The organism is Nostoc sp. DedQUE12b (assembly GCF_034530835.1).
In the GTDB taxonomy this organism is placed as follows: domain Bacteria; phylum Cyanobacteriota; class Cyanobacteriia; order Cyanobacteriales; family Nostocaceae; genus Nostoc.
Window position 1 is genome coordinate 1 of the sequence record NZ_JAVRCI010000109.1, and the last position, 19809, is coordinate 19809.

21 protein-coding genes, 3 tRNA genes and 3 pseudogenes are annotated in these 19809 nt (G+C 40.9%); 14 read left to right on the forward strand and 13 right to left on the reverse strand.

Features of this window, described 5'->3' with window-relative positions:
- Positions 1 to 72: 72 nt before the first annotated feature.
- A complete protein-coding gene (locus RMY16_RS30170) occupies positions 73 to 612 on the forward strand; it encodes a hypothetical protein (RefSeq protein ID WP_322739453.1) in 540 nt (179 codons plus the stop codon).
- Entirely contained in the window at positions 605 to 832 is a 228-nt protein-coding gene (locus RMY16_RS30175; RefSeq protein ID WP_322739454.1) for a hypothetical protein, read from the forward strand. Before RMY16_RS30170 ends, RMY16_RS30175 begins: the two co-directional genes overlap by 8 nt.
- Positions 833 to 1040: 208 nt before the next feature.
- Here the strand turns inward: RMY16_RS30175 and RMY16_RS30180 are convergent.
- The 3 genes from RMY16_RS30180 to nadA form a co-directional block, all read right to left on the reverse strand.
- Positions 1041 to 1112, reverse strand: a tRNA-Thr gene (locus tag RMY16_RS30180).
- An 87-nt stretch (positions 1113 to 1199) separates the two neighbouring features.
- Positions 1200 to 1285: transfer RNA gene (locus tag RMY16_RS30185), tRNA-Tyr, on the reverse strand.
- Positions 1286 to 1409: 124 nt separating this feature from the next.
- Positions 1410 to 2384 carry a quinolinate synthase NadA gene (nadA, locus tag RMY16_RS30190; protein ID WP_322739455.1) on the reverse strand — a complete coding sequence of 325 codons (975 nt, stop codon included), beginning with the start codon at positions 2382 to 2384 and terminating at the stop codon, positions 1410 to 1412.
- 149 nt (positions 2385 to 2533) lie between these two features.
- On the opposite strand from nadA, the gene RMY16_RS30195 reads away from it, so the two are divergent.
- Entirely contained in the window at positions 2534 to 3454 is a 921-nt protein-coding gene (locus RMY16_RS30195) for a TIGR04168 family protein (RefSeq protein WP_322739456.1), read from the forward strand.
- Positions 3455 to 3585: 131 nt separating this feature from the next.
- Positions 3586 to 3670 (forward strand) — tRNA-Ser (locus tag RMY16_RS30200).
- A 46-nt stretch (positions 3671 to 3716) separates the two neighbouring features.
- On the opposite strand, the gene RMY16_RS30205 is transcribed toward RMY16_RS30200, so the two are convergent.
- The 4 genes and pseudogenes from RMY16_RS30205 to RMY16_RS33210 all read right to left on the reverse strand — a co-directional run bounded on the left by RMY16_RS30205 (position 3717) and on the right by RMY16_RS33210 (position 6304).
- Positions 3717 to 4799 (reverse strand): HNH endonuclease signature motif containing protein, encoded by a 1083-nt coding sequence (locus RMY16_RS30205; protein ID WP_322739457.1) that lies wholly within the window; start codon positions 4797 to 4799, stop codon positions 3717 to 3719.
- Complete coding sequence (locus RMY16_RS33200; protein WP_416211719.1) at positions 4796 to 5620, reverse strand: DNA cytosine methyltransferase; 825 nt, start codon at positions 5618 to 5620, stop codon at positions 4796 to 4798. The genes RMY16_RS30205 and RMY16_RS33200 overlap by 4 nt, the downstream gene beginning before the upstream one ends.
- 45 nt (positions 5621 to 5665) lie before the next feature.
- Positions 5666 to 5755 (reverse strand): annotated as a pseudogene (locus RMY16_RS33205) (DNA cytosine methyltransferase); the annotation flags it as partial.
- 12 nt (positions 5756 to 5767) lie between these two features.
- Positions 5768 to 6304, reverse strand: a complete 537-nt coding sequence (locus tag RMY16_RS33210) for a DNA cytosine methyltransferase (protein ID WP_416211718.1) — start codon at positions 6302 to 6304, stop codon at positions 5768 to 5770.
- 203 nt (positions 6305 to 6507) lie between these two features.
- Here RMY16_RS33210 and RMY16_RS30215 point away from each other — a divergent pair, with 203 nt between their 5' ends.
- Genes RMY16_RS30215 through RMY16_RS30225 form a run of 3 tightly spaced genes read left to right on the forward strand, consistent with a single transcriptional unit; the run spans position 6508 to position 7718 of the window.
- The gene (locus tag RMY16_RS30215; RefSeq protein ID WP_174710242.1) at positions 6508 to 6774 is read left to right on the forward strand and encodes a FitA-like ribbon-helix-helix domain-containing protein; all 267 of its coding nucleotides are present in this window, start codon (positions 6508 to 6510) and stop codon (positions 6772 to 6774) included.
- Positions 6771 to 7229, forward strand: coding sequence for a type II toxin-antitoxin system VapC family toxin (locus tag RMY16_RS30220; protein WP_322739458.1), 459 nt, complete (start codon positions 6771 to 6773; stop codon positions 7227 to 7229). Before RMY16_RS30215 ends, RMY16_RS30220 begins: the two co-directional genes overlap by 4 nt.
- Before the next feature lie 42 nt (positions 7230 to 7271).
- The gene (locus RMY16_RS30225; RefSeq protein WP_322739459.1) at positions 7272 to 7718 is read left to right on the forward strand and encodes a thioesterase family protein; all 447 of its coding nucleotides are present in this window, start codon (positions 7272 to 7274) and stop codon (positions 7716 to 7718) included.
- Here RMY16_RS30225 and RMY16_RS30230 read toward each other — a convergent pair.
- Genes RMY16_RS30230 through menA form a run of 3 tightly spaced genes read right to left on the reverse strand, consistent with a single transcriptional unit; the run spans position 7711 to position 10959 of the window.
- Positions 7711 to 9096, reverse strand: coding sequence for a 2-succinylbenzoate--CoA ligase (locus RMY16_RS30230; protein ID WP_322739460.1), 1386 nt, complete (start codon positions 9094 to 9096; stop codon positions 7711 to 7713). The two genes, RMY16_RS30225 and RMY16_RS30230, sit on opposite strands and share 8 nt — an antisense overlap.
- Positions 9081 to 10049 (reverse strand): o-succinylbenzoate synthase, encoded by a 969-nt coding sequence (locus RMY16_RS30235; RefSeq protein WP_322739461.1) that lies wholly within the window; start codon positions 10047 to 10049, stop codon positions 9081 to 9083. The genes RMY16_RS30230 and RMY16_RS30235 overlap by 16 nt, the downstream gene beginning before the upstream one ends.
- A gap of 13 nt (positions 10050 to 10062) precedes the next feature.
- Positions 10063 to 10959 carry a 2-carboxy-1,4-naphthoquinone phytyltransferase gene (menA, locus tag RMY16_RS30240; protein WP_322699993.1) on the reverse strand — a complete coding sequence of 299 codons (897 nt, stop codon included), beginning with the start codon at positions 10957 to 10959 and terminating at the stop codon, positions 10063 to 10065.
- Positions 10960 to 11269: 310 nt separating this feature from the next.
- Here menA and RMY16_RS30245 point away from each other — a divergent pair, with 310 nt between their 5' ends.
- From RMY16_RS30245 to RMY16_RS30265, 5 genes and pseudogenes are all read left to right on the forward strand, one after another.
- A complete protein-coding gene (locus RMY16_RS30245) occupies positions 11270 to 12685 on the forward strand; it encodes an isochorismate synthase MenF (protein WP_322739462.1) in 1416 nt (471 codons plus the stop codon).
- 152 nt (positions 12686 to 12837) lie between these two features.
- Positions 12838 to 13089 (forward strand): hypothetical protein, encoded by a 252-nt coding sequence (locus RMY16_RS30250; RefSeq protein ID WP_322739463.1) that lies wholly within the window; start codon positions 12838 to 12840, stop codon positions 13087 to 13089.
- Between the two features lie 133 nt (positions 13090 to 13222).
- Positions 13223 to 13363: pseudogene (locus RMY16_RS30255) on the forward strand (chorismate-binding protein); the annotation flags it as partial.
- A 55-nt stretch (positions 13364 to 13418) separates the two neighbouring features.
- Positions 13419 to 13781 carry a hypothetical protein gene (locus tag RMY16_RS30260; protein ID WP_322739465.1) on the forward strand — a complete coding sequence of 121 codons (363 nt, stop codon included), beginning with the start codon at positions 13419 to 13421 and terminating at the stop codon, positions 13779 to 13781.
- Positions 13782 to 13807: 26 nt separating this feature from the next.
- Positions 13808 to 13921 (forward strand): annotated as a pseudogene (locus tag RMY16_RS30265) (chorismate-binding protein); the annotation flags it as partial.
- A 43-nt stretch (positions 13922 to 13964) separates the two neighbouring features.
- Here the strand turns inward: RMY16_RS30265 and RMY16_RS30270 are convergent.
- Positions 13965 to 14915: an L-lactate dehydrogenase gene (locus RMY16_RS30270; protein ID WP_322739466.1), complete on the reverse strand. Its 951-nt coding sequence runs from the start codon at positions 14913 to 14915 to the stop codon at positions 13965 to 13967.
- 89 nt (positions 14916 to 15004) lie between these two features.
- Positions 15005 to 15205 carry a hypothetical protein gene (locus RMY16_RS30275; protein WP_322739467.1) on the reverse strand — a complete coding sequence of 67 codons (201 nt, stop codon included), beginning with the start codon at positions 15203 to 15205 and terminating at the stop codon, positions 15005 to 15007.
- A gap of 95 nt (positions 15206 to 15300) precedes the next feature.
- On the opposite strand from RMY16_RS30275, the gene RMY16_RS30280 reads away from it, so the two are divergent.
- Positions 15301 to 15810: a GNAT family N-acetyltransferase gene (locus tag RMY16_RS30280; RefSeq protein WP_322739468.1), complete on the forward strand. Its 510-nt coding sequence runs from the start codon at positions 15301 to 15303 to the stop codon at positions 15808 to 15810.
- 63 nt (positions 15811 to 15873) lie between these two features.
- On the opposite strand, the gene RMY16_RS30285 is transcribed toward RMY16_RS30280, so the two are convergent.
- Positions 15874 to 17181, reverse strand: coding sequence for a glutamate-5-semialdehyde dehydrogenase (locus RMY16_RS30285; RefSeq protein WP_322739469.1), 1308 nt, complete (start codon positions 17179 to 17181; stop codon positions 15874 to 15876).
- Between the two features lie 407 nt (positions 17182 to 17588).
- Here RMY16_RS30285 and RMY16_RS30290 point away from each other — a divergent pair, with 407 nt between their 5' ends.
- Positions 17589 to 19577, forward strand: coding sequence for a zinc metalloprotease HtpX (locus RMY16_RS30290; protein WP_322739470.1), 1989 nt, complete (start codon positions 17589 to 17591; stop codon positions 19575 to 19577).
- The last annotated feature ends 232 nt before the right edge of the window (positions 19578 to 19809 follow it).

A 19809-nucleotide genomic window follows, 5' to 3' on the forward strand; every position in this document is an offset into this window, starting at 1 on the left:
TGTCGTTATTTTCAGCTTACTACCTGCTCCTTTCCTTATCCCGAACTCAGGTTATTAAGGAGGTCAAGACCAATGGCTAGAAAGACCACTTGCCCTATCTGTGCACTGAATGCTGAGGCTAGACAAAGCTTTGCGGCTAAGGTCAGCATGGGGCTACCAGCAACCGCATTAGTTGATTACCTGATAACGCTGGGGGTTTATGTAACACCACAGCAGATTTACAGCCATAAAAAGCACAGTAAACCCCAGAAGCCCCAGGCAACCTACCAGGATACCTCGGTAGCCCCCAGGCTGATTACCAATGTTTCAGCAGATGGCTTAACCACTGATGACAGACAAGAACGGTTACTAGCGATCGCTCTGGAAGCTGTTGATTCCCTAGCCGCCCAGTTCAATGCTGATAATAATCTGCGGGTGGCCAGGATGCTTAAGGAAATGGGGGAATGGGCCAGCCAGCTAGTTAAGGATCGGATGGCTAGAGAGGTTATCCCTGACCCTGTTGTAAGTGTCAGTATCAACATTGGGTCTTTAGAAGCACAGCTAGGATTACCAGAGGTTCATTTTCCAGAACAGAATACCAAATACCAATCAGAGGAACAGAACAATGCTTAGAAGACAACAGACCGCCAAGTTCAAGATGACCGCCAAACAGAAAGAGATATTCAATCAACTGACCACCGCTCAACAACTCAGGTTGTTACAGGTTCTAGAACTCAAACAGTACCAAAAGGGTAGTAAGCGGATTAGACCTTCTAACCGCACCAAGGCTAAACCGATTATCCAGGATGACTCCCAGGACATTGTTAATCAGTACCAAGACCGCCTGATTTAATCTCGATCGAAATGTCTCGATAGCCTGGGAAATATTTCGATTTACCCACGCCAGCCAGGGAGTCTAAGGACACCTAGAAGTTTTACAGGTCTACCTCTAAGTTAAAGATTTGACATATCTCTAGCAAACCATCATTAGACTGTCCTATGCTTAAGACACATTTAGGACAATCTAGGATGTTTTAGGACTGCTAAGTATCTCTGGAAAAAGCCCGTGACGAGGATTGAACTCGTGACCTCACCCTTACCAAGGGTGTGCTCTACCACTGAGCCACACGGGCAAAAGATAACTTCGGTTTTTTAGTTTTAAGTTACAATGCTGGGAGCTTTGCTTTTAACCCAGTCATTATAACTTATAACTTCGTAAGTGGTGGGCCGGGCTGGATTTGAACCAGCGTAGGCGCTAGCCAACGGATTTACAGTCCGTCTCCATTAACCACTCGGACACCGACCCAATTTGTCTCACGATTTAAAATCTTAGCACCATGTTTTATAAATTGCAAGTGATTAGAAAAAATAACTTGCAGGTAGAGATCGCAACAAAACTGCGTCTCTACCATCTGTATAAAGAATACTGGTTACACGCTCATCTCCAGCATTCGTTGCATTGGTCGCAGTGCAGCAAGGCGGATATCCTCTAACATGGTAATTTCGGGAGTACGATTTTTCATTGCCCAGTAGAGCTTTTCTAGGGTGTTTAATCGCATAAACGGACATTCGTTACAAGCACAGTTATTTATCGGCGGTGCAGGAATAAAATGCTTGTCAGGAGCTAGTTTTTGCATTTGGTGAATGATTCCAGGCTCTGTCGCAACGATAAATTCTTTGGTGGGGCTGCTTTGACAATACTTGAGTAAAGCTGCTGTGGAGCCAATAAAGCTGGCATGGCGCAATACACTACTTTCACATTCTGGGTGTGCGATCGCCTCTGCTTCGGGGTGGGCAATTTTTAACTGGACAATTTTCTTTTCTGAGAAGGTTTCATGGACAACACAGCTACCTTGCCATAGCACCAAATCTCGTCCTGTCTGTTCCATCACATAACGCCCCAAATTCCGATCTGGGGCAAAAATAATCGGCTGTTCCTTCGGTATCTGCTGGACAATTTTCACAGCGTTGGAGCTAGTACAAATAATATCGCTCATCGCCTTGATATCAGCAGAGCAGTTGATGTAAGACACCACCAAATGATTCGGATGCGCTGCTTTAAAAGCTGCAAACTCATCTGCTGGACAACTATCTGCTAAAGAACAACCAGCATTCAAATCTGGTAAAAGTACTAATTTATCGGGATTAAGTATCTTTGCTGTTTCTGCCATGAAGTGAACGCCAGCAAAGACGATCGCATCTGCATTGGTTTTTTCGGCGGCTCTGGCCAGTTGTAATGAATCCCCAATAAAGTCGGCAATATCCTGAATATCTGGCTCTTGATAATAATGCGCCAAGATAACGGCGTTGAGTTCTTTTTTGAGACTCTGAATCGCGGCAAACAAATCTAGTGGTAATTCACCCAGTTGGGTGTTTTCTCGTTGAGCTAGTGCAGTGGTAAACACAGTTTAGGGGTGCTTTATGTTGCAAATGTATGTCCTGTGGATTCAATTATAGTAGTTTTTACCAAAAATAGTGGACGGTTGATATTTTGGGGTTGTGTCAAAATCGGGCTGAGTTTCATATCCTGGAGATAGACGGCAAGGAAAGTGGCATGACCAGTCAAAAAACTCAATCGATAACCCTCAAAATTGCTGTAGTTGGAGATATTCACGACCAATGGGAAGTGGAAGATGGCGTTGCACTCAAGCATTTGGGTGTTGACTTAGTGCTGTTTGTCGGGGATTTTGGCAACGAGTCGGTGGAAGTGGTCAGAGCGATCGCATCTCTCGATATTCCCAAAGCAGCCGTGATGGGCAACCACGATGCCTGGTACACCGCCACCGAATGGGGACGCAAAAAGGCTCCTTATGACCGCTCTAAGGAAGACTGGGTACAGGAACAACTCGATTTATTAGGCTCGTCCCATGTCGGTTACGGTAAGTTGGATTTTCCCGCTTGGAATTTAACTCTAGTGGGGGGTCGTCCCTTTACTTGGGGTGGCCCAGAGTGGAAATTCGCGGAAATCTGTAAAGAACGTTACGGTGTGACGAGTTTAGAAGAATCCGCCGATCGCATCTTCAAAGCTGTTAAAAGTGCCGCTTACGAGACAATTATATTTTTGGGTCACAATGGGCCTAGTGGATTAGGCGATCGCCCCGAAGACCCCTGCGGCAAAGACTGGCATCCAATTGGCGGCGACTTTGGCGATCCAGATTTGGGCGAGGCGATTTCTCAAGCCTTGACTGCTGGTAAAACCATTCCTCTGGTGACATTTGGTCACATGCACCGAGATTTACGCCATACCAAGAAGGTGCAGCGCAAGCCCATTTTTAGAAGTCCAGAGGGGACAATTTACTTAAATGCGGCTAGTGTCCCCAGGATTGTGGAAAATGATGGCGAGAAGCTGCGTAATTTTTCCATTGTCACCCTAGAGGCGGGTGTGGTTTCGCAAGTTTCCCTAGTTTGGGTGGGGAATGACTTTCAGGTGGCTTCAGAGGAAATTTTGTACGAGCGATCGCGTATTGTGTCGTAGACATTCGCATCCAGTAGTGCAATCTGCGTAAATAATAAGGTATAGTATTATCTGTCAAGTTTAGTGCTAACCAACAAAAGCGCCTGAATAGCGTCTGAAAGTAGGATCGGCACAAGTTTGACAGATTTATTGGAGAGGTGGCAGAGTGGTCGATTGCGTCCGACTTGAAATCGGATGAGGCTAAAACCTCCGGGAGTTCGAATCTCCCCCTCTCCGTTGAAAGTTCAAATTAAGCTTGAAGGCGCATTTGAAAGAGTGTCCATCAAGACTCAAGAGCTATTTTACTTGGTCTTCCATCAGTACATCGTAATGATTGATTTGCAAAAGTTTGGTAGCCAGCACCAAAGACTCGCGGATGCATCTGCACTTGTAAAGATTCTGGATGAATACCAATAAGATCAAGGTCAAACAAGGTATGCAAATCTGCCCGTAAAAGAAGACCATTATCTGGGTGATTATCTTCTTGACCACGATATGGGGATATGTGAGATGCTTCAATGACATCTATTAGATTGCAACCAGTGATCATGCATTGGTCGCCGTAGCGCATTCGTAAAGCTTGTCTAAATGCAGGTTGTCCACGTCGAACTTTAATCTGTCGCATCGCAACTTGCCTACGATCGCCTGCTAATGGGGAATAATCTTGGGCATTTGGGTTTTCAATATTCAACCCAGCATCGTCGGCTTCCAGGTAATTCAAAGTGTTTTGTTCGGCTAACACCTTCTGGATAGAATTTGAGGTATTGTTCCATTGTTCGGACAATAATTCATATTCCATCAATAGCTCTCCAGAGGTTGGATAAAGCTGCTTAATTTCTTGAATTACAGCATAAGCTTTATCGGGTTGTGGCATCCACATATTCCGGGTTGTTGCTGACTCCAAAATCGAAAGTATGTTGTAGTAAATATTTTCCTCTATTACTGGAATGAGTCTATGTGGCTGGCCTTCAGGCCCACGAATGCATACCCATGAAAGAGTTTTTGTATTTTTATCAAAGACCATTACCATTAAGTCACCTGCTCGAATGCTGCCATAAAATGAGCCTCGTATTGCATCTCCAGCAAGACGCCAATTTTTATCAAGACCTTGTTTTCTTATGGGACGTGATTCTTCAATTACAGGCTGTAATGAGAGGTTATTGCCTTGTGCCGGAAAGTAGCGGCATCTAATGAAAACTAATCTGTCATTACTTGAAACATCAGAAAACCAGTCATGGAAAACTGGAGCATCTATATTGATTGCTCGTTCTTTTCCCGCAGCTTCGCCTACAGTAATTCGAGTATCATAGAACCATCCAATGTTTGAAAGTACAAATCGACGGATAGCGTAACTTAGGTTGCTCATGCAGAAATCTTATTACCAAAAGAATTATAAATATTAGTGTCTATTTGTTTACAAGCCGATAATAAATTAGCTCTTAAAGATTTTGCAACAGCGTATGCTAGCAGAGGAGGTACAGCATTTCCAATTTGAGTAAGTTGTGAGTTCATACTGCCTACAAACTGAAATGCATCTGGAAAAGATTGTAGCCTAGCTGCTTCTCGAAGCGATATACCACGAGCTTGGTGACTATCAAAATGAATGTGCGAATATGAATCTTTACCAATATGTGCAGGTACAGTTCGTGCTGGCTGATCTGCCCACATTTTGCGAAATTTATTAGGATAACGATGAACCTTATAAGGGGGAACAGTCGCCTTATGTATCCGCTGCCAGTCTTCACTTCCTTCAATAATCTTTTTTCCAGAATTTGTCTCTAACTCAGTTATTTTTTCATTAAATATTTGATTTGCGATTTCTAGTGCTTCAGGATACATAGCACCTGCTGGCATTCTGCGGAATATTTCGTAATCACGAGGCATATATCTAATAATATGTCCAGTAAATTCATTTGAATGTACATTAAACCCCGGCCAGTTTTTCATCTGATATGTGAAATCATTATTTATGGATAGATACTGCATTTTTAGATTGACATTTCTCGGCAATCCCTTTCCTGTCCTACCATCTAGATGGTGGTAAATTGGTGGTAAATCAGTAAATGCTTGTGCAACTGTCACGGCAGGCATCAATTTTGAAGAGAAATCATAATGATCTACGTAGTGATCGTGTGGAGACAAAACTTCAATATGGTTTTTCCCAGCACGAGAAGTTGAATAACCCATAGGAATATCATATTCGTATCGTATTTTAGGGAATGATGGTACTACATTTAACTCTTTACGTATCCCTACTAAAAACATACGTTCTCTAAGCTGTGGAACGCCGTACCAAACTGCATTCAATAGTGTATAACGGGTTTCATATCCAAGCTATTGGGCAGTTTCAGCAATTTCTTCTGCAATATTTCTCCCAACAAACTTACCCATTTCTCGCACATTTTCTATGACAAAAGCAATTGGCTTTAAGGCTTCCAAATAAGAGAGAAAGTAATGATACATTGTAGCCCTTTCATCATGTGCATGAGCATATTTCTTACCTGCTATATCCCATAATGCAGCACGGCCAAGCCTAGAAAATGCCTGACAAGGGGGGCCACCAATAATAATATCTACTTCGCTTTCAGGAGCCGCAAATAGAGGTGATAAGTGTGATACAGCAGTAAATGGACTAATCTTGGTGATATCTGTATAAGTAGCATATCCCTCTGGCGGTGCAATTCTAGAAAAATTAATTTCATGAGATTTTCGAGCATCATCGTTTAGTTCAATTGCAGTAACACATTTATATTTAGCTCGATGAAACCCAAGACTCATTCCACCACAGCCAGCAAATAAATCTACTGTGCGAAAATACCCACGTTTTACAGCCACTTCAAGCTTTAAGATTGACCAGTGTTTTGATTGCATGGCTTCAGCTTCAATTGGGGATAATTTTATCCCTTCCTCACATCACAACGTATTCTCAATTTTTATAGCCTATCAACTATCTATGCAACTGCAACAGACAAAATGCATCTTTTTCCGAAAGGTTGTGGATCTTGTATGCGATCGCACCCCATTGTGCTTGCATTATGCTATCATTTTGATAAATTCTACTTTGAGGTAAAGCAATGGCTACCCTTTATGTAAGAAATTTACCCGATGATTTGTATGCAAAACTGCAAGAGTTAGCGGCATCTGAACACCGTTCCATTAACGCCCAAGTTATAACTCTGTTAGAACAAGCTTTAAAAACTGAAGCACAGCAAATAGAAGACCAGAAACGCCAGAATGTACTTAAAGTCCTGGAAGAAAGTCGCCAGCGTCGCCGTGTGAATCCAGCAGACTTCGGATTACCTGATAGTACTCAACTGATTCGAGAAGACCGCGACAGATGACTACCCCTCTAAGATGCGTGGTAGATACCAGTGTGTGCATCAAGTATTTTATTGCTGACCCACTAACTGCCAAAGTTAATCAACTCTTCGGTCATCTCGCCAATCCACAGACAGAAATTTTTGTTCCAGACCTTTTTTACATTGAGTGTGCTAACGCTTTATTGAAGTACGTCCGTGCAAGAATGTACGCTGCTGCTGAGGTTCAGACCGATTTAGCCACCCTGAAAGCTTTTCCGTTGCGTGTTGTCTCAACGGCTGACTTGATGGCGGATGCAGTTGCGATCGCATTAAACTATAGAATCTCCGCTTACGATGGCTCTTATGTCGCACTTTCACAGCAGGTAGGTGCTACTTTGCTGGCTCTCGACGGTAAGCTGGTAAAAGCAATAGCCGTTTCGTCTTACAATGTTTCCTCATTTAATGACTTTGAGGTTCCGCCGTTGGAGTCAACATAATTACTAATTCGTAATTCGTAATTCGTTATTCAATTGTCAAAAATGCCTTTTACTTATAACCGCACGGTTCGCTTTCAAGATACTGATGCTGCTGGGGTAGTTTATTTTGCTAACGTTTTGGGTATTTGCCATGAAGCTTATGAAGAATCTTTAGAAGCATCAAGTATTAATCTCAAAGATTTTTTTACTAATCCATCTGTGGCGTTTCCCATTGTTCATGCTAGTGTCGATTTTTTACGCCCTATGTTTGGTGGGGACAAGTTACTGATTAGTTTAATTCCTCAAAAAATAGGTGTTGATAAGTTTGAAATTACTTATGAAGTAACAGTGGCTGAGGTGGTAGTTGCTAAGGCTATTACTCGCCATGTTTGTATTGATGCAAGTAGTAGAAGTAAGCAAGAATTACCTGATGAGATAGTTCAGTGGTTGGAGACGAACCGCAGAGACGCAGAGGACGCAGAGAGAAGAAGGTCGAGAGAGATTATGTGATGGAATTTTGGAGGAATTCTGTGGCTATTTGCTGTAGGTGTTGGCGGTTAATTTTACCTTGGGAGTTACGGGGTAAGTTTTGCTGGGGAATCCAATATTTTGGTATTTTAAATTTGCTGAGTTTGTCTTTGAGTAGAGTTTGGATTTTTAAGGCAGAGGTATCTGATTTTTTGGGAATGTAAATCGCTGTTAAAGCTTGTCCCCACTGTTTATCTGGGATACCGATGACACAAATATCGGCAACCATTTGAGTGGCTTGTATAGCTGATTCAATCTCTGCTGGGTAAATATTTTCGCCACCTGTAATAATTTTATCGCTGTTACGTCCAACAATATTTAAATGTCCTTGTTCGTCTAAAAAACCTAAATCATCTACTTGGAAATCATTTTGATTTTTTCTAGTTTTAGGATAGTAACCAAGGGCTAAAGATTGAGCATGAATGGTGATATTTCCTATTTGATTGGAATTTAAAATCTCACCTTGGTGATTGCGAATAGTTACTTTTGCATGGGGAAGAATTTGACCACTGCTAATTTTACCGCTCAGAAAATCATCTGGTTTGAGGGTAGCAATTTGAGAGGCGGTTTCTGTCATGCCATAGGTAGGTGCTAACCGGATGCGATGAAATCTGGCTTTTTCTAGTAGTTCGTTCCATGCTGGCGCACCTCCCAAAAGTACTGTATTAAATTGGGATAGCCATTCAGTTAATTCTGGATTTTCTAGAAGACGTTGTAACTGTGTTGGTACTAAAGATATAAAAAAATCTGATTGTTTAAAATTGAATATCTGACCTGTTTCTACTGCTTTGAAGGGTAGAATAGCTAGTTTCCCTCCAGTAGTGAAGGAGCGCATAAATTGCATTAAACCGCTCACGTGATACAGGGGTAATATGCAAAAAGAATTGACTTGCTTTAGTTGAAAGTATTCTGTAAATCCTTGTACTGATGCTGTAAGAGTTTCCCAAGTATGGATGGCAAATTTAATCCGCCCTGATGAACCACCTGTGGGAATCATAATCAGTGCTGAGTGCTGAGTGCTGAGTGCTGAGTAAGAGAGTGGGGGAGTGGGAAAGTGGAGGAGTTTTCCCCAAATAATGTCTGGCTGTACTAAATCAAAGACTTGTCGCCATTCTTGTGTTCCCCAGTCGGGGTTACAAAGGAAAACTGGACAATTAGCTGCACAAGCAGCAATAAAGCTTGCTAAAAATCGTAATGGTTCGCGTTCAGCTAAGATTACTTTTGGTGGTGTTCCACATTCTGAAATATGTGTTAATTCTAAATATAATTCTTGAGCTATTTGATTAAATTGATGGCTATCATAACCGATTAGCCAATCATTTTGAGCTAGTTTATTAAGACAGTTTAAAGGTCGTTCCATAAACTTTGAAGCCAGGGTTCTTCTTGTTCAAAAAAATGGTCGATGCCAAAACCAATTGCTCTGTTGTTTTGGGATAATTCCGCCGCTAGTTGGAGTGCTGCAAGTCTACCGATCGCAGTTTCAAATACTGACGAAAATACAGTATCAATTTCATGCTGTTGGCAAAATTTTCTCAAACGAGATGGCGATCCAACGATCCCAGGCTTGATGACAAAAATTCCTCGCCAACCTTGCTGATGACAGGTGGCGAGTTGTCCAAGTGTGGCGACAGATTCATCTATTGCGATCGCAGTTTCATAACTCGTACTCAATTCCAACATTCGCTGAAATTGTTCTACGGGTAACGGTTGTTCGATAAATTCAATTTCTAGGGGTAGTTCTGCATTTGCCTTGAGATTATCGCAAGTCCGCAACCATAAGTTAGCTTCTTCATAGCTGAGTCCACCGTTAGCATCTAATCGCAGTTTGGTAAAGGGTGGTAAGGTGTGTATTAGTGAGTCAAAAATTTCTAGTTCATCAGCGATCGCATTCACACCAATTTTCCACTTAAATGTGCGATATCCTTGCTGCCATAGAGTTTCCAATTGATTTAAAGCCGCTTTCCCAGATGGTAATAAGCCACTAAAAGATTGCGTATTGGGTATGGAAAAGAATTCACTTCCCCACTCGCAGGCTGACTCAAAGCCAAATTGACAAGCAGGTAACTCATCTGGGATGGAGAAAATTGTTTCGTCTGTGATTTCTGCTGGGAGTTGACGACAAAAATCTAAGGCTTGTTCTAGGGTTTCGGAACCAAACCAACTAATAGGGGCGATTTCTCCCCACCCGACTTTACCTGATTCATCAGTGAGACGGAGGATAATACCTTCACGAATATCCCACTTACCATGATTAGTGGTAAGCGATCGCAAAAATCTTCGCTGATATGGACGAAATTTAAATTGATAACGCATCAATTAGTAATTGCTAAAGTATAAATCCCAGTCCAAGCAGCAAGCAAGCCCAGAAATGCACGGCTACGGCAATGAATTTACAGTTACTAACTTTGTCCGGCTGATTGTGATTTTCTTGGACATGGCGGCATAATTTGAAGGCAAAGGGTAAACTTACCCAACTTAGTAACGTCCAAACTGGAAAAATCCCTAATAGCACAAATAGCAAGGTGAGGGGATAAATGCTGGCAGTAAACCAAACTAGGAGTTTGGCCCCTTTTGCTGTTCCGAGACGGACGATAGGCGATCGCTTGCCTGCGGCTATGTCATCCTTAACTTGGTGAAAGTGCGAGCAAAACAAAATTAAGGTTGTGGCAATCCCGACAATTACTGAAGCTGCTAAACTTGTCATTGACCAAGTTTGCGTTTGGCTATAATATGCTGCCTCCACTGCTAAGGGGCCAAAGGCAAAAAAGCAAATAATCTCGCCTAAACCCTGATATCCTAAGCGAAAGGGAGGGCCTTGGTACGTGTAGCCTAAACCACAGCATAGTAAAATAATGCCGATAACAGTTAGGTCATGTTGCCAAAAGGCGATCGCTAGTATGCCCAGCAATCCCAAACCTAAACACAAATTTCCTATCCAAAATATTAATGGCTTATTGCCTGTTAAATTCACCAAAGAATGGTGCTTATTTTGATCGATACCTGTTTCGGAATCAAACACATCATTACTGATATTTTCCCAGGCAAGAATTAAGATTGCCGCAGCTACAAAAGTAGAAAATACTACAGTATTGAAAGTTTTAGTTTCGGCAAATGCTACTGCTGTTCCCACCCAAATGGGCATAATGGCAACGCTATACATTGGCGGTTTAATCGCTGCCATCCATAACTTAGTGTTGGGATATAAAATTTGCTTGGTAGTCATCAGTTGTGATTAATTAAATTACCGGAATATTACTCACACTTGAGATTTTATGGTTTAAAGAGACGCTAGATATGGGTGATATACAAACAACTGTCACTTTTACTATGGCTTGTTAACCTGGTGTTGTTAATACTCACCCTCACGTTGCAGTCTCAGGCTGAAACTGTCTTATCATAGTCTGAGAACACTACAAATAAGGCAAACCCTACGCTGGTGAAATAGCAACTTAATATGTTACCTGTAAAAATACGACCACGATTAATTACACTTTAGGAAGTTAACTTAAAAAAAATTTACTATCGTTAAATCCATGACAGTTTTACCATGTCGTAGCAACTTCTTTGTAAAGCACAAAGATTTATATCAATTTCTGGTAGCAGTGCAAGAAAAGTGCGTCAAAAATAATTGCAGACAAATTGTGAGTGTTTCCCAAGAAATTGATTTAGTTGACCCTTTACTTGTATTAGATAAACTTACACAAGCAAATGAAATAAATTTTTACTTTGAGGACAGAGGTAAAGGAGAAGCGATCGCAGCAATTGATGCTGTAGCAAAATTACAGATTGATGGCTCAGACCGTTTTAATCAAGCAGAATATTTTATCAAATCTTGTCTAAAAAATATAATTAATTTTGGTAACGCAAACCAACCTTTTTCTGGGCCTCACTTTTTTTGTTATTTCAGCTTTTTTGATAAAAATGCTCAAGTAGATTATCCATTTCCGTCTGCTACCATTTTTCTTCCACGTTGGCAAGTAGCCGTAAAAAATCAGCGTTGCATATTAGTAACAAATATAATTATCAATCCAAATGTAAATATTGAAAGATTGTTGGAGAAAATTCAAAATAAAATTGAATTTATCCAAACTTTAGAAAATTACTCTACTAATATTGATTATTTTTCTACAAACTTATATAAAAAATCTCTCACAAATGCTGCCCAATTTAAACGTTCAGTAGTATCTGCTTTAGAAAAAATTCAGTCTAGTCATTTAAGCAAAATTGTATTAGCAGATATATTAGATGTAAAGTCAAGCACCCACTTTAGCCTAGTTAAATCCTTAAATAATCTTAGACAAAATCATCCTAATTGTTATATTTTTTCTACAAGTAATGGCAAAGGACAAAATTTTATTGGTGCAAGTCCAGAAAGATTAATTAGTATTAATAATCAACAGTTAATCACTGATGCCTTAGCTGGTTCTGCACCACGAGGTAAAACCCCTGCTGAAGATGCAGCTAATGCCAATCGCTTACTAAATAGTGAAAAAGAAAAGCATGAACATTCCCTAGTGCTTAATTTCATTACACAACGCCTATCCCAGTTAGGTTTATTACCGCAAATATTAGCACCCCGATTGCGACAATTATCGAATATCCAGCATTTATGGACACCAATCAGTGCTATGGTTCCCGCTGACATACACCCATTAAAGATTGTCGGACAATTGCATCCTACGCCAGCCGTTGCAGGTGCAGCACAAGATGTAGCTTGTGCCGAAATTCGTCGTTATGAAAGCTTCGAGAGAGGTTTATATGCTGCACCTCTGGGTTGGATAGATTCTCAGGGTAACTGTGAGTTTATTGTGGGAATTCGTTCAGCATTGATTGATGGCGATCGCGCAAGATTGTATGCTGGTGCTGGTATCGTGGCTGGCTCTGATCCTGACAAAGAGTTTGCAGAGGTGCAGCTTAAGCTTCAGGCGTTACTCAAAGCATTAGTTTAATGGCTAATTTCTGTTGCTGTTTTTCATAGGGCAGATGTCCATAATTATTTATTCATACCGAAAAAGTTTACAAGTATATATACTCACTATAACCACTGTGTTATGGTAATTTATAATTATTTAAGATATTCATAGGTATTGAAATACTAAATATGAATAAATCAATTACAGACAGCTACTTTTTTGAGGAGCTTAGTGACGCTGACTCTGCTCTTATCGTTGGTGGACAAAGCTCTGTAGTCGCTCCTGTTCAGATATCTGGATTTCTTTTCATTCCTCAACCAAGCTTTCTAGAAACTCCTATTCCGTCTCCTTCTATAGAAACTACTGTTCCGCTTCCTGGAGTCACAGTTGAGATGCTTCAAGAATTGGTTTCAACAGAACCTACCCCCATTCCCATGTAGGAATTGAGTTTCAAAGCCTTTCTCTGTTTCGGTAAGAGGGATGGAAGTGGAGTTTTTAGTATATTTTTAGCTTTTTCAAACAACCTTTAAGGCAATGTAAAATCTTAGGTTTGTTCTATATCAAACTTCGTAAATTGGTGTTCATTCAGTCTTGATAGATGGCGATCGCGCAAGATTGTATGCTGGTGCTAGTATCATTGCTGGCTCCGATCCTGACAAAGAGTTTGCAGAGGTGCAGCTTAAACTTCAAGCGTTCTTGAAAGCGCTAGTTTAATCTGTAGTAAAATATTAAGTAATTATCACCTTAATAGTAAGTAAATTTAACATTAATGTTAATTATATTTTTATTAACAGTAATAGTTGCAGCATTTACAGGAGCAATATTTCTTTTTGTTGCTATATGGCGTTTAGACTCAATTGAATATGGATTATTAACGTTCTGGCGGTCATTTATTGTTGCTTTACTAGGTGCTATTGCTGGTTTTTGTCTTGGGTGGTTATGGTATAAATGGAAACTTAAAACTTATCCAAGTTATTCAAATCCTGACCTGAATGGCCTAAGTCTAGCGATGATGGGGCTAGAGTTATTTTTTGTTCGGCTGTGTTTTATTCAGGCTGGAACCATTCTAGGTGCGATTTGGGGCGGAGTCCGTAGTTTAAGGTATTATGAAACACGTAGTAAACGTATCTGAGCGATCGCATTTTTACCTTTAAATCTGGCGATCGCGCGAGATTGTATGTTGGTGCTGGTATCGTGGCTGGCTCCGATCCTCACAAAGAGTTTGCAGAGGTGCAACTTAAACTTCAAGCTTTACTGAAAGCCTTAGTTTGACATTCAAAAAAGGGCGTTTTTAAACAGACTATTTGAGTTGATTTTAATTATCCAAAGAATTGTAGGCTTCATTCAGTTTGGCGGCTGACTCTTCTAATAAACGTTGTTCATGAGCATTTCTTGGTAACACCAGTTGGCGCTCAATACCTTGGGAGCTAATGATACATGGAAGTCCAAGAACAACTTCACTGCCAACTCCATAGTTAAAATCTGCTCTGGCCGATACTGGAAATATCTGCTTTTCATCTCGCAGGATGGTATCAACTAACTGACAAACTACTATTGATATGCCATAGCTAGTATTTCCTTTACGTTTAGAAATGTTATAACCTCGTTTACGGGTTAACTCTGCGTACTCTTGCTGAATTTGTTCCAGCGTTGCTCCTTGTGGTATAGGAAATTCAGCTAACAAAATTCCCCCAATAAATGCACTAGACCAAACGACAAATTCACTGTCTCCATGCTCTCCAATCACATAAACATGAACGTCTTGTTTACTAACGTTCAGTCGCTTACCAAGTTGATATCTTAGTCTAGCAGTATCAAGAACGGTTCCCGAACCCAAAATTAGGTTTTCTGCTCTAGTAGAACTGGCGATCGCAATCCGTGTTAGTACATCCACTGGGTTGCTAACGATAAGTACGATTGAATTCGGTGCAACTCGATCCAATTCTTTCATCGTCGAACGCACGATCTCTGCATTATCGTTCAATATATCTAATCGGCTTTGTCCTTCTTTTTGCCGCACCCCAACAGTCACGACAATCACATCAGAATCAGCTAAATCTTCATACTGATTTGACGCTATAATTTCCATGTCTTTAAGTAAAGGAATGGTATCTTCAATATCCCATGCTTGCCCCTCAGCTTTTGATAAAGTTCGGTCAAAAAGGACGACTGTTACACATTTACCGAGTAGCACTAAAGCATTTGCTACATTTGCACCCACATTACCCGCACCAATAATACCGACCTTGGATATTTTGCTACTCATGCCAAATCTATTTTTTTGTAACTGGCCTGATAGGTTAATGTTAACTCTATAACTAACCGTTTCGAGTCAAGATTCTTGAAGCGATCGCTTCATCTCAAAGATTTGATGTGTTGACGCAAAACAGAATTGATGAGTATTTTGTGTTCGACATTCTGAAATTGAAACCAAGCTATCATATCTGGAATAATCTGAATTAAGTTATGTGCTTGAATTGCTGGCAATCTCAACATTACCTTCTCCAAAAACTCATCGTTTAATAATGGAATATTCAGAATAATCAATGTCGTCATCTGACTTCAATTCCAAAGCTTCCCAATTAGGATGTGAGATATTGTTTAAATCGTTGGTGTTCATTATGTTTTAGTTTCAGTATCGTAGATGCTTTATGAAAATTGAAGTGGTTAAAGCTACTCAACAACACAAGTCAGTGCTGTGTAATTTAATGGAACTATACCAGTATGACTTAAGTGAGATAGAAGCTAAAGATGTAGATGACTGTGGCTTGTTTGGCTATCGATATTTTGATTACTATTGGACAGAACCTGAGCGACATCCATTTCTAGTTAAAGTTGATGAAAAACTGGTAGGGTTTGTACTTGTTAATCAGCACACTTACCTTCATCAAGATAACAATGCTAAGTCTATTGCTGAGTTCTTTATTCTCAAGAAGTATCGAAATCAAGGTATTGGTGAACAGGTAGCTACTCACATTTTCAACCAGTTTCCCGGCAGTTGGGAAGTACGGCAGACTGCTTTAAACTTAGGCGCACAAGCTTTTTGGGATAAGGTAATTAGTCAATACACTAATGGAGCTTTTAACGAGGTTTTTTTAAATGATTATCGATGGCATGGCCCAATTAAAACTTTTGATAACTCAGATAAACTATTAACATAAAAAATACACCGGATAAATCGGTGTATTTCTAGCGTTACTAGAGCATATAGTTTTAATGATACTTTACACCAAATCCTGATGAGTAAAAGCTTTAGCATTCGCCCCAGTGTAAGTAGCTACAATATGACCATCGCCACTCATTTGATATTTGTATGTCACTAATCCTTCTAAACCAACAGGGCCGCGGGGAGGCATTTGTTGCGTACTAATTCCTACTTCTGCACCAAAACCATAGCGGAAGCCATCAGCAAATCGGGTAGAACAATTGTGGAATATATTCGCTGAATTTACTAGTCCAAAGAAAGTTTCAACAGATGCTGAATCTTCAGTGATAATGGCATCGGTATGACGAGAACCATATTCGTTAATATGTGCGATCGCAGCTTCTATAGAGTCTACAATCTTTATCGACAAAATAAAATCGCTGTATTCTGTTTCCCAGTCTATCTCTGTTGCAGGTACAATGTTAGGTAAAATTTTCAACGTGCGTTGATCGCCTCTTAATTCCACATGGCGTTCTTGCAAAGCCTCAGCAACTTGGGGTAAAAATTCTCTAGCAATTGATTGGTGAACTAACAAAGTTTCAATTGCATTACAAACAGCAGGGTATTGCGCTTTTGCATCGACGGTAATCGGAACTGCTTTAGAAATATCGGCGGCTTCATCTATATAAAGATGACAAATTCCGTCGGCGTGACCTAGTACCGGAATTCGTGTATTTTCTTGCACAAAGCGCACAAAGGAATTAGAACCTCTGGGAATAATTAAATCCACATATTTATCTAACTTCAAAAGTTCTAAGGTTTCTTCTCTAGTTGTGAGCAACTGTACCGCATCTGGATCAACAGCAGTTTGCGATAATCCTTGTTTGATAGCTTTAACTATCGCTTCACAAGAACGTACTGCTTCCTTTCCACATTTGAGGATTACACCATTTCCCGATTTGATTGCTAAAGAAACAATTTGAATCGCTGCCTCTGGACGGGCTTCAAAAATAATCCCCAAAACGCCTAAAGGACAGGTGATGCGCTTCAAAATTAAACCAGTGTCAAGTTCGCGGTGAATTTGGACTTTACCAATTGGATCGGCTAGCTTACCAACATCTCGTACCCCAACGATCGCATCTCTTAATTTATGTTCATCCAACTGTAAGCGCTTATAAAGTGGTTGAGGAATTCCTTCAGCAGTAGCAGCTTTACAATCAGCAATATTTGCTTGTAAAATTTCATCTCTAGCTGATTCTAAAGCTTGCGCGATCGCTTCAATGGCCTGATTTTTTGCCTCAGTAGAGAGAATCGCTAGCTTACTTGCAGCTTGGCGGGTTTGTCCAGCGATCGCAATTAGGGGAGAAGCTATATCAAAAATAGTCATAGTACAAATCTTTACTTTTTCCTCATCTTATCAATCTCAGGTTATGTTCATCATTCGTCTTCCTCCAATCGGGTGAACCATTTGGGTAATCAATAATTACTCTGATTGGGTGAAGTAAGACTGGGTTCAAAATATGTATTCTCTGAATATCAAACACGGACAAATAGGTACTAAGTTTACAGCAACAAAAATATTCTAAGTATTATTACAGGTTTATTTGAAAATCTTAAACATGATTTATGCGTTCCCCAGGCTAGAGAGACATAGTAATATATGTTTCCCTAGTCTTTTACTTAAGTAGATATTTTATACTGTCATTATTTAAATTTTTACGAAATTGCAGTGACGATCGCTGGATCTATTGAGTATTGATAGATCAAATACCACTCCTTCAGTAGGGAGATCCTATGTCATTGCAATCTGCATTAAATGCCTTAAACCAAAAACGTTATCAAGAAGCGGTTGAATTACTCGAACAATTCTGCCGCGATTCTGTTGAACACAATTCCTCAGATTATCTTTCAGCACAGATGTGGTTGATGAAAGCCTATCAAGCCACAGGCGAAATCGAAAAAGCCAAGGCCCTGTGTCAAAAGTTAATCATGAGTGAAAACCCACAGGCTCGCAGTTGGGCAGAACAAGCTAGTCAATCCTTCCACCAAACGCCATCTAACGTTAGCCAAAAAGCTGGTCGCGCCGCTACGACTGGGATGAAATTAGCGATGGGGGGAGTGGGTGGTAGTTTGGCGTTAGCTTCTGGTGTCACCATGACCTTGCTGTTTGGCATGGTGTTGGCTTTAGGTTTGAGCTTAGTATTTATTTTGGGTAACGATAATCCACTCCAAGGATTAGCGATCGCTATTGGTATTACTCTAGTTTTTAATATCGCTGCCTTTTTCATATCTCCATTCATCATGGACTTAACTCAAGGTTGGCTTTACCAAACTCGCTGGGTAGAGTTAGCAGAAGTTGAAATCCTAAGTCCAGAGACAGCTAAAGTTATTCGCCAAGTCTGTGAGCAGAAAAAGCTGAAAACGCCGCGTTTGGGAATCATTAACGACCAAAACCCTACGGCTTTTACTTATGGCTCATTACCAAACAGCGCCCGTTTAGTCGTCAGTCAGGGACTTTTCACATACCTCGATGACGATGAAATTGCTACTGTTTATGCCCACGAACTGGGGCACATCGTCCACTGGGACTTTGCAGTGATGACAGTAGCTTCTACCTTAGTGCAAATTTGTTACTTGATTTACAGCACAGCCAGAAGATTTGGGCGTGGCGGTGGCGATAGCAAAATTAAAGATGCGATGCAAACTGCTGCCTTAGTTGCTTACGTGTTTTATGTCGTCGGTACTTATCTAGTGCTGTATCTCTCCCGCACACGGGAATATTTTGCTGACCACTTTGCAGCCGAAAGTACGGGTAATCCCAATGGATTATCCCGCGCTTTGGTGAAGATTGCTTATGGGATATTAGAAGAAGGTTCGCGGACACAAGAACCCAGCCGTTTAATTGAAGGAACTCGCGCCTTGGGTATCTATGACCATAAAGCCGCCGCTTCCACAGGAACCGCTTACCGCATTGCATCCGATACCCAAAAAATTGGTCGCGTCTTTCTGTGGGATATGTTTAACCCTTGGGGCTGGTGGATGGAGTTAAATTCCACTCACCCATTGACAGGTAAACGAGTTCGTGCATTAAGCACATACGCCGAACAATTGGGTTTACCAACTGAGTTTGATATGGGGCGAGTTATTGGAGAAGGTAAAAGCCTTAATAAGAGTAAGCTTTACGGCAACTTCTTTTTAGATGTTGTACTCTACGGTGCTGAAACAATTGGTTTCTTGGCTGGCTTGGTAACAGGTGTGATTTTGTTGTCAAGTTCCCCAAATACAGGTTTAGTATTGGGTGCGCCACTAATTGGCTTAGGGATCGGAATTTTCGTCAAAGCTTTGGTAATGTTCCCCGACTACAAGCAAGCACCAGAAACCGATATTCTCACCCTGATGTCAGACCCTTATGCCAGTCCGTTGCGTGGACAACCTGCAAAACTGGAAGGTCAACTTATTGGTCGTGGCGACGCTGGTTATAAATTTGGTTCCGATTTAAAAATTCAAGATCGTAGCGGAATGCTTTATTTGCATTACGCCTCACGCTTTGGCCCCATCGGCAATTTTCTGTTTGGGATGAAGCGAGTCCAAAGTTTGATTGGCGAACAAGTTGGGGCTGTAGGTTGGTTCCGTCGAGGTGTTGCGCCTTGGATGGATTTAATTCAACTCCAGAGTGAAAATGGCACTATCGTCAACAGTTACCATCGCTTCTGGTCATTCATCCTTAGCGGTGGATCGATTATCCTGGGAGTGGTCTTGATTATGTTTTTGAGCCGCAGCTAGCAAAGTTTCTAGGCTGCTGTGAAAGCATTTCTCAGTCCATCCAAGCTTTAATTTGTTAGGAGGTAGTTAGTAACTGCCTCTTTTTTTAATACCCCCTTAATCCCCCCGATGCAAAGGTGGGAAACCGGAAATCTAATTCCCTCCCCTTTGCAAGGGGAGGGTTAGGGTGGGGTAATGGCATTTGTTGATTTGGAGTTCGCATTTGTTGATTTGGAGTTCGCATTTGTTGATT

Excerpts from the sequence above, each read along its gene's own strand:
- RMY16_RS30230 (WP_322739460.1), bottom strand. The coding sequence starts at position 9,096 with ATGGAACGACCTTTAAACTGTCTTAATAAACTAGCTCAAAATGATTGG.
- RMY16_RS30275 (WP_322739467.1), bottom strand. The coding sequence starts at position 15,205 with ATGACGACATTGATTATTCTGAATATTCCATTATTAAACGATGAGTTT.
- RMY16_RS33200 (WP_416211719.1), bottom strand. The coding sequence starts at position 5,620 with ATGGGTTATTCAACTTCTCGTGCTGGGAAAAACCATATTGAAGTTTTG.
- RMY16_RS30290 (WP_322739470.1), top strand. The coding sequence starts at position 17,589 with ATGTCATTGCAATCTGCATTAAATGCCTTAAACCAAAAACGTTATCAA.
- RMY16_RS30270 (WP_322739466.1), bottom strand. The coding sequence starts at position 14,915 with ATGAGTAGCAAAATATCCAAGGTCGGTATTATTGGTGCGGGTAATGTG.
- RMY16_RS30195 (WP_322739456.1), top strand. The coding sequence starts at position 2,534 with ATGACCAGTCAAAAAACTCAATCGATAACCCTCAAAATTGCTGTAGTT.
- RMY16_RS30280 (WP_322739468.1), top strand. The coding sequence starts at position 15,301 with ATGAAAATTGAAGTGGTTAAAGCTACTCAACAACACAAGTCAGTGCTG.
- RMY16_RS30170 (WP_322739453.1), top strand. The coding sequence starts at position 73 with ATGGCTAGAAAGACCACTTGCCCTATCTGTGCACTGAATGCTGAGGCT.
- RMY16_RS30245 (WP_322739462.1), top strand. The coding sequence starts at position 11,270 with ATGACAGTTTTACCATGTCGTAGCAACTTCTTTGTAAAGCACAAAGAT.
- menA (WP_322699993.1), bottom strand. The coding sequence starts at position 10,959 with ATGACTACCAAGCAAATTTTATATCCCAACACTAAGTTATGGATGGCA.
- RMY16_RS30225 (WP_322739459.1), top strand. The coding sequence starts at position 7,272 with ATGCCTTTTACTTATAACCGCACGGTTCGCTTTCAAGATACTGATGCT.
- RMY16_RS30285 (WP_322739469.1), bottom strand. The coding sequence starts at position 17,181 with ATGACTATTTTTGATATAGCTTCTCCCCTAATTGCGATCGCTGGACAA.
- RMY16_RS30250 (WP_322739463.1), top strand. The coding sequence starts at position 12,838 with ATGAATAAATCAATTACAGACAGCTACTTTTTTGAGGAGCTTAGTGAC.
- RMY16_RS33210 (WP_416211718.1), bottom strand. The coding sequence starts at position 6,304 with ATGCAATCAAAACACTGGTCAATCTTAAAGCTTGAAGTGGCTGTAAAA.
- RMY16_RS30235 (WP_322739461.1), bottom strand. The coding sequence starts at position 10,049 with ATGCGTTATCAATTTAAATTTCGTCCATATCAGCGAAGATTTTTGCGA.
- RMY16_RS30175 (WP_322739454.1), top strand. The coding sequence starts at position 605 with ATGCTTAGAAGACAACAGACCGCCAAGTTCAAGATGACCGCCAAACAG.
- RMY16_RS30215 (WP_174710242.1), top strand. The coding sequence starts at position 6,508 with ATGGCTACCCTTTATGTAAGAAATTTACCCGATGATTTGTATGCAAAA.
- RMY16_RS30220 (WP_322739458.1), top strand. The coding sequence starts at position 6,771 with ATGACTACCCCTCTAAGATGCGTGGTAGATACCAGTGTGTGCATCAAG.
- RMY16_RS30260 (WP_322739465.1), top strand. The coding sequence starts at position 13,419 with ATGTTAATTATATTTTTATTAACAGTAATAGTTGCAGCATTTACAGGA.
- RMY16_RS30205 (WP_322739457.1), bottom strand. The coding sequence starts at position 4,799 with ATGAGCAACCTAAGTTACGCTATCCGTCGATTTGTACTTTCAAACATT.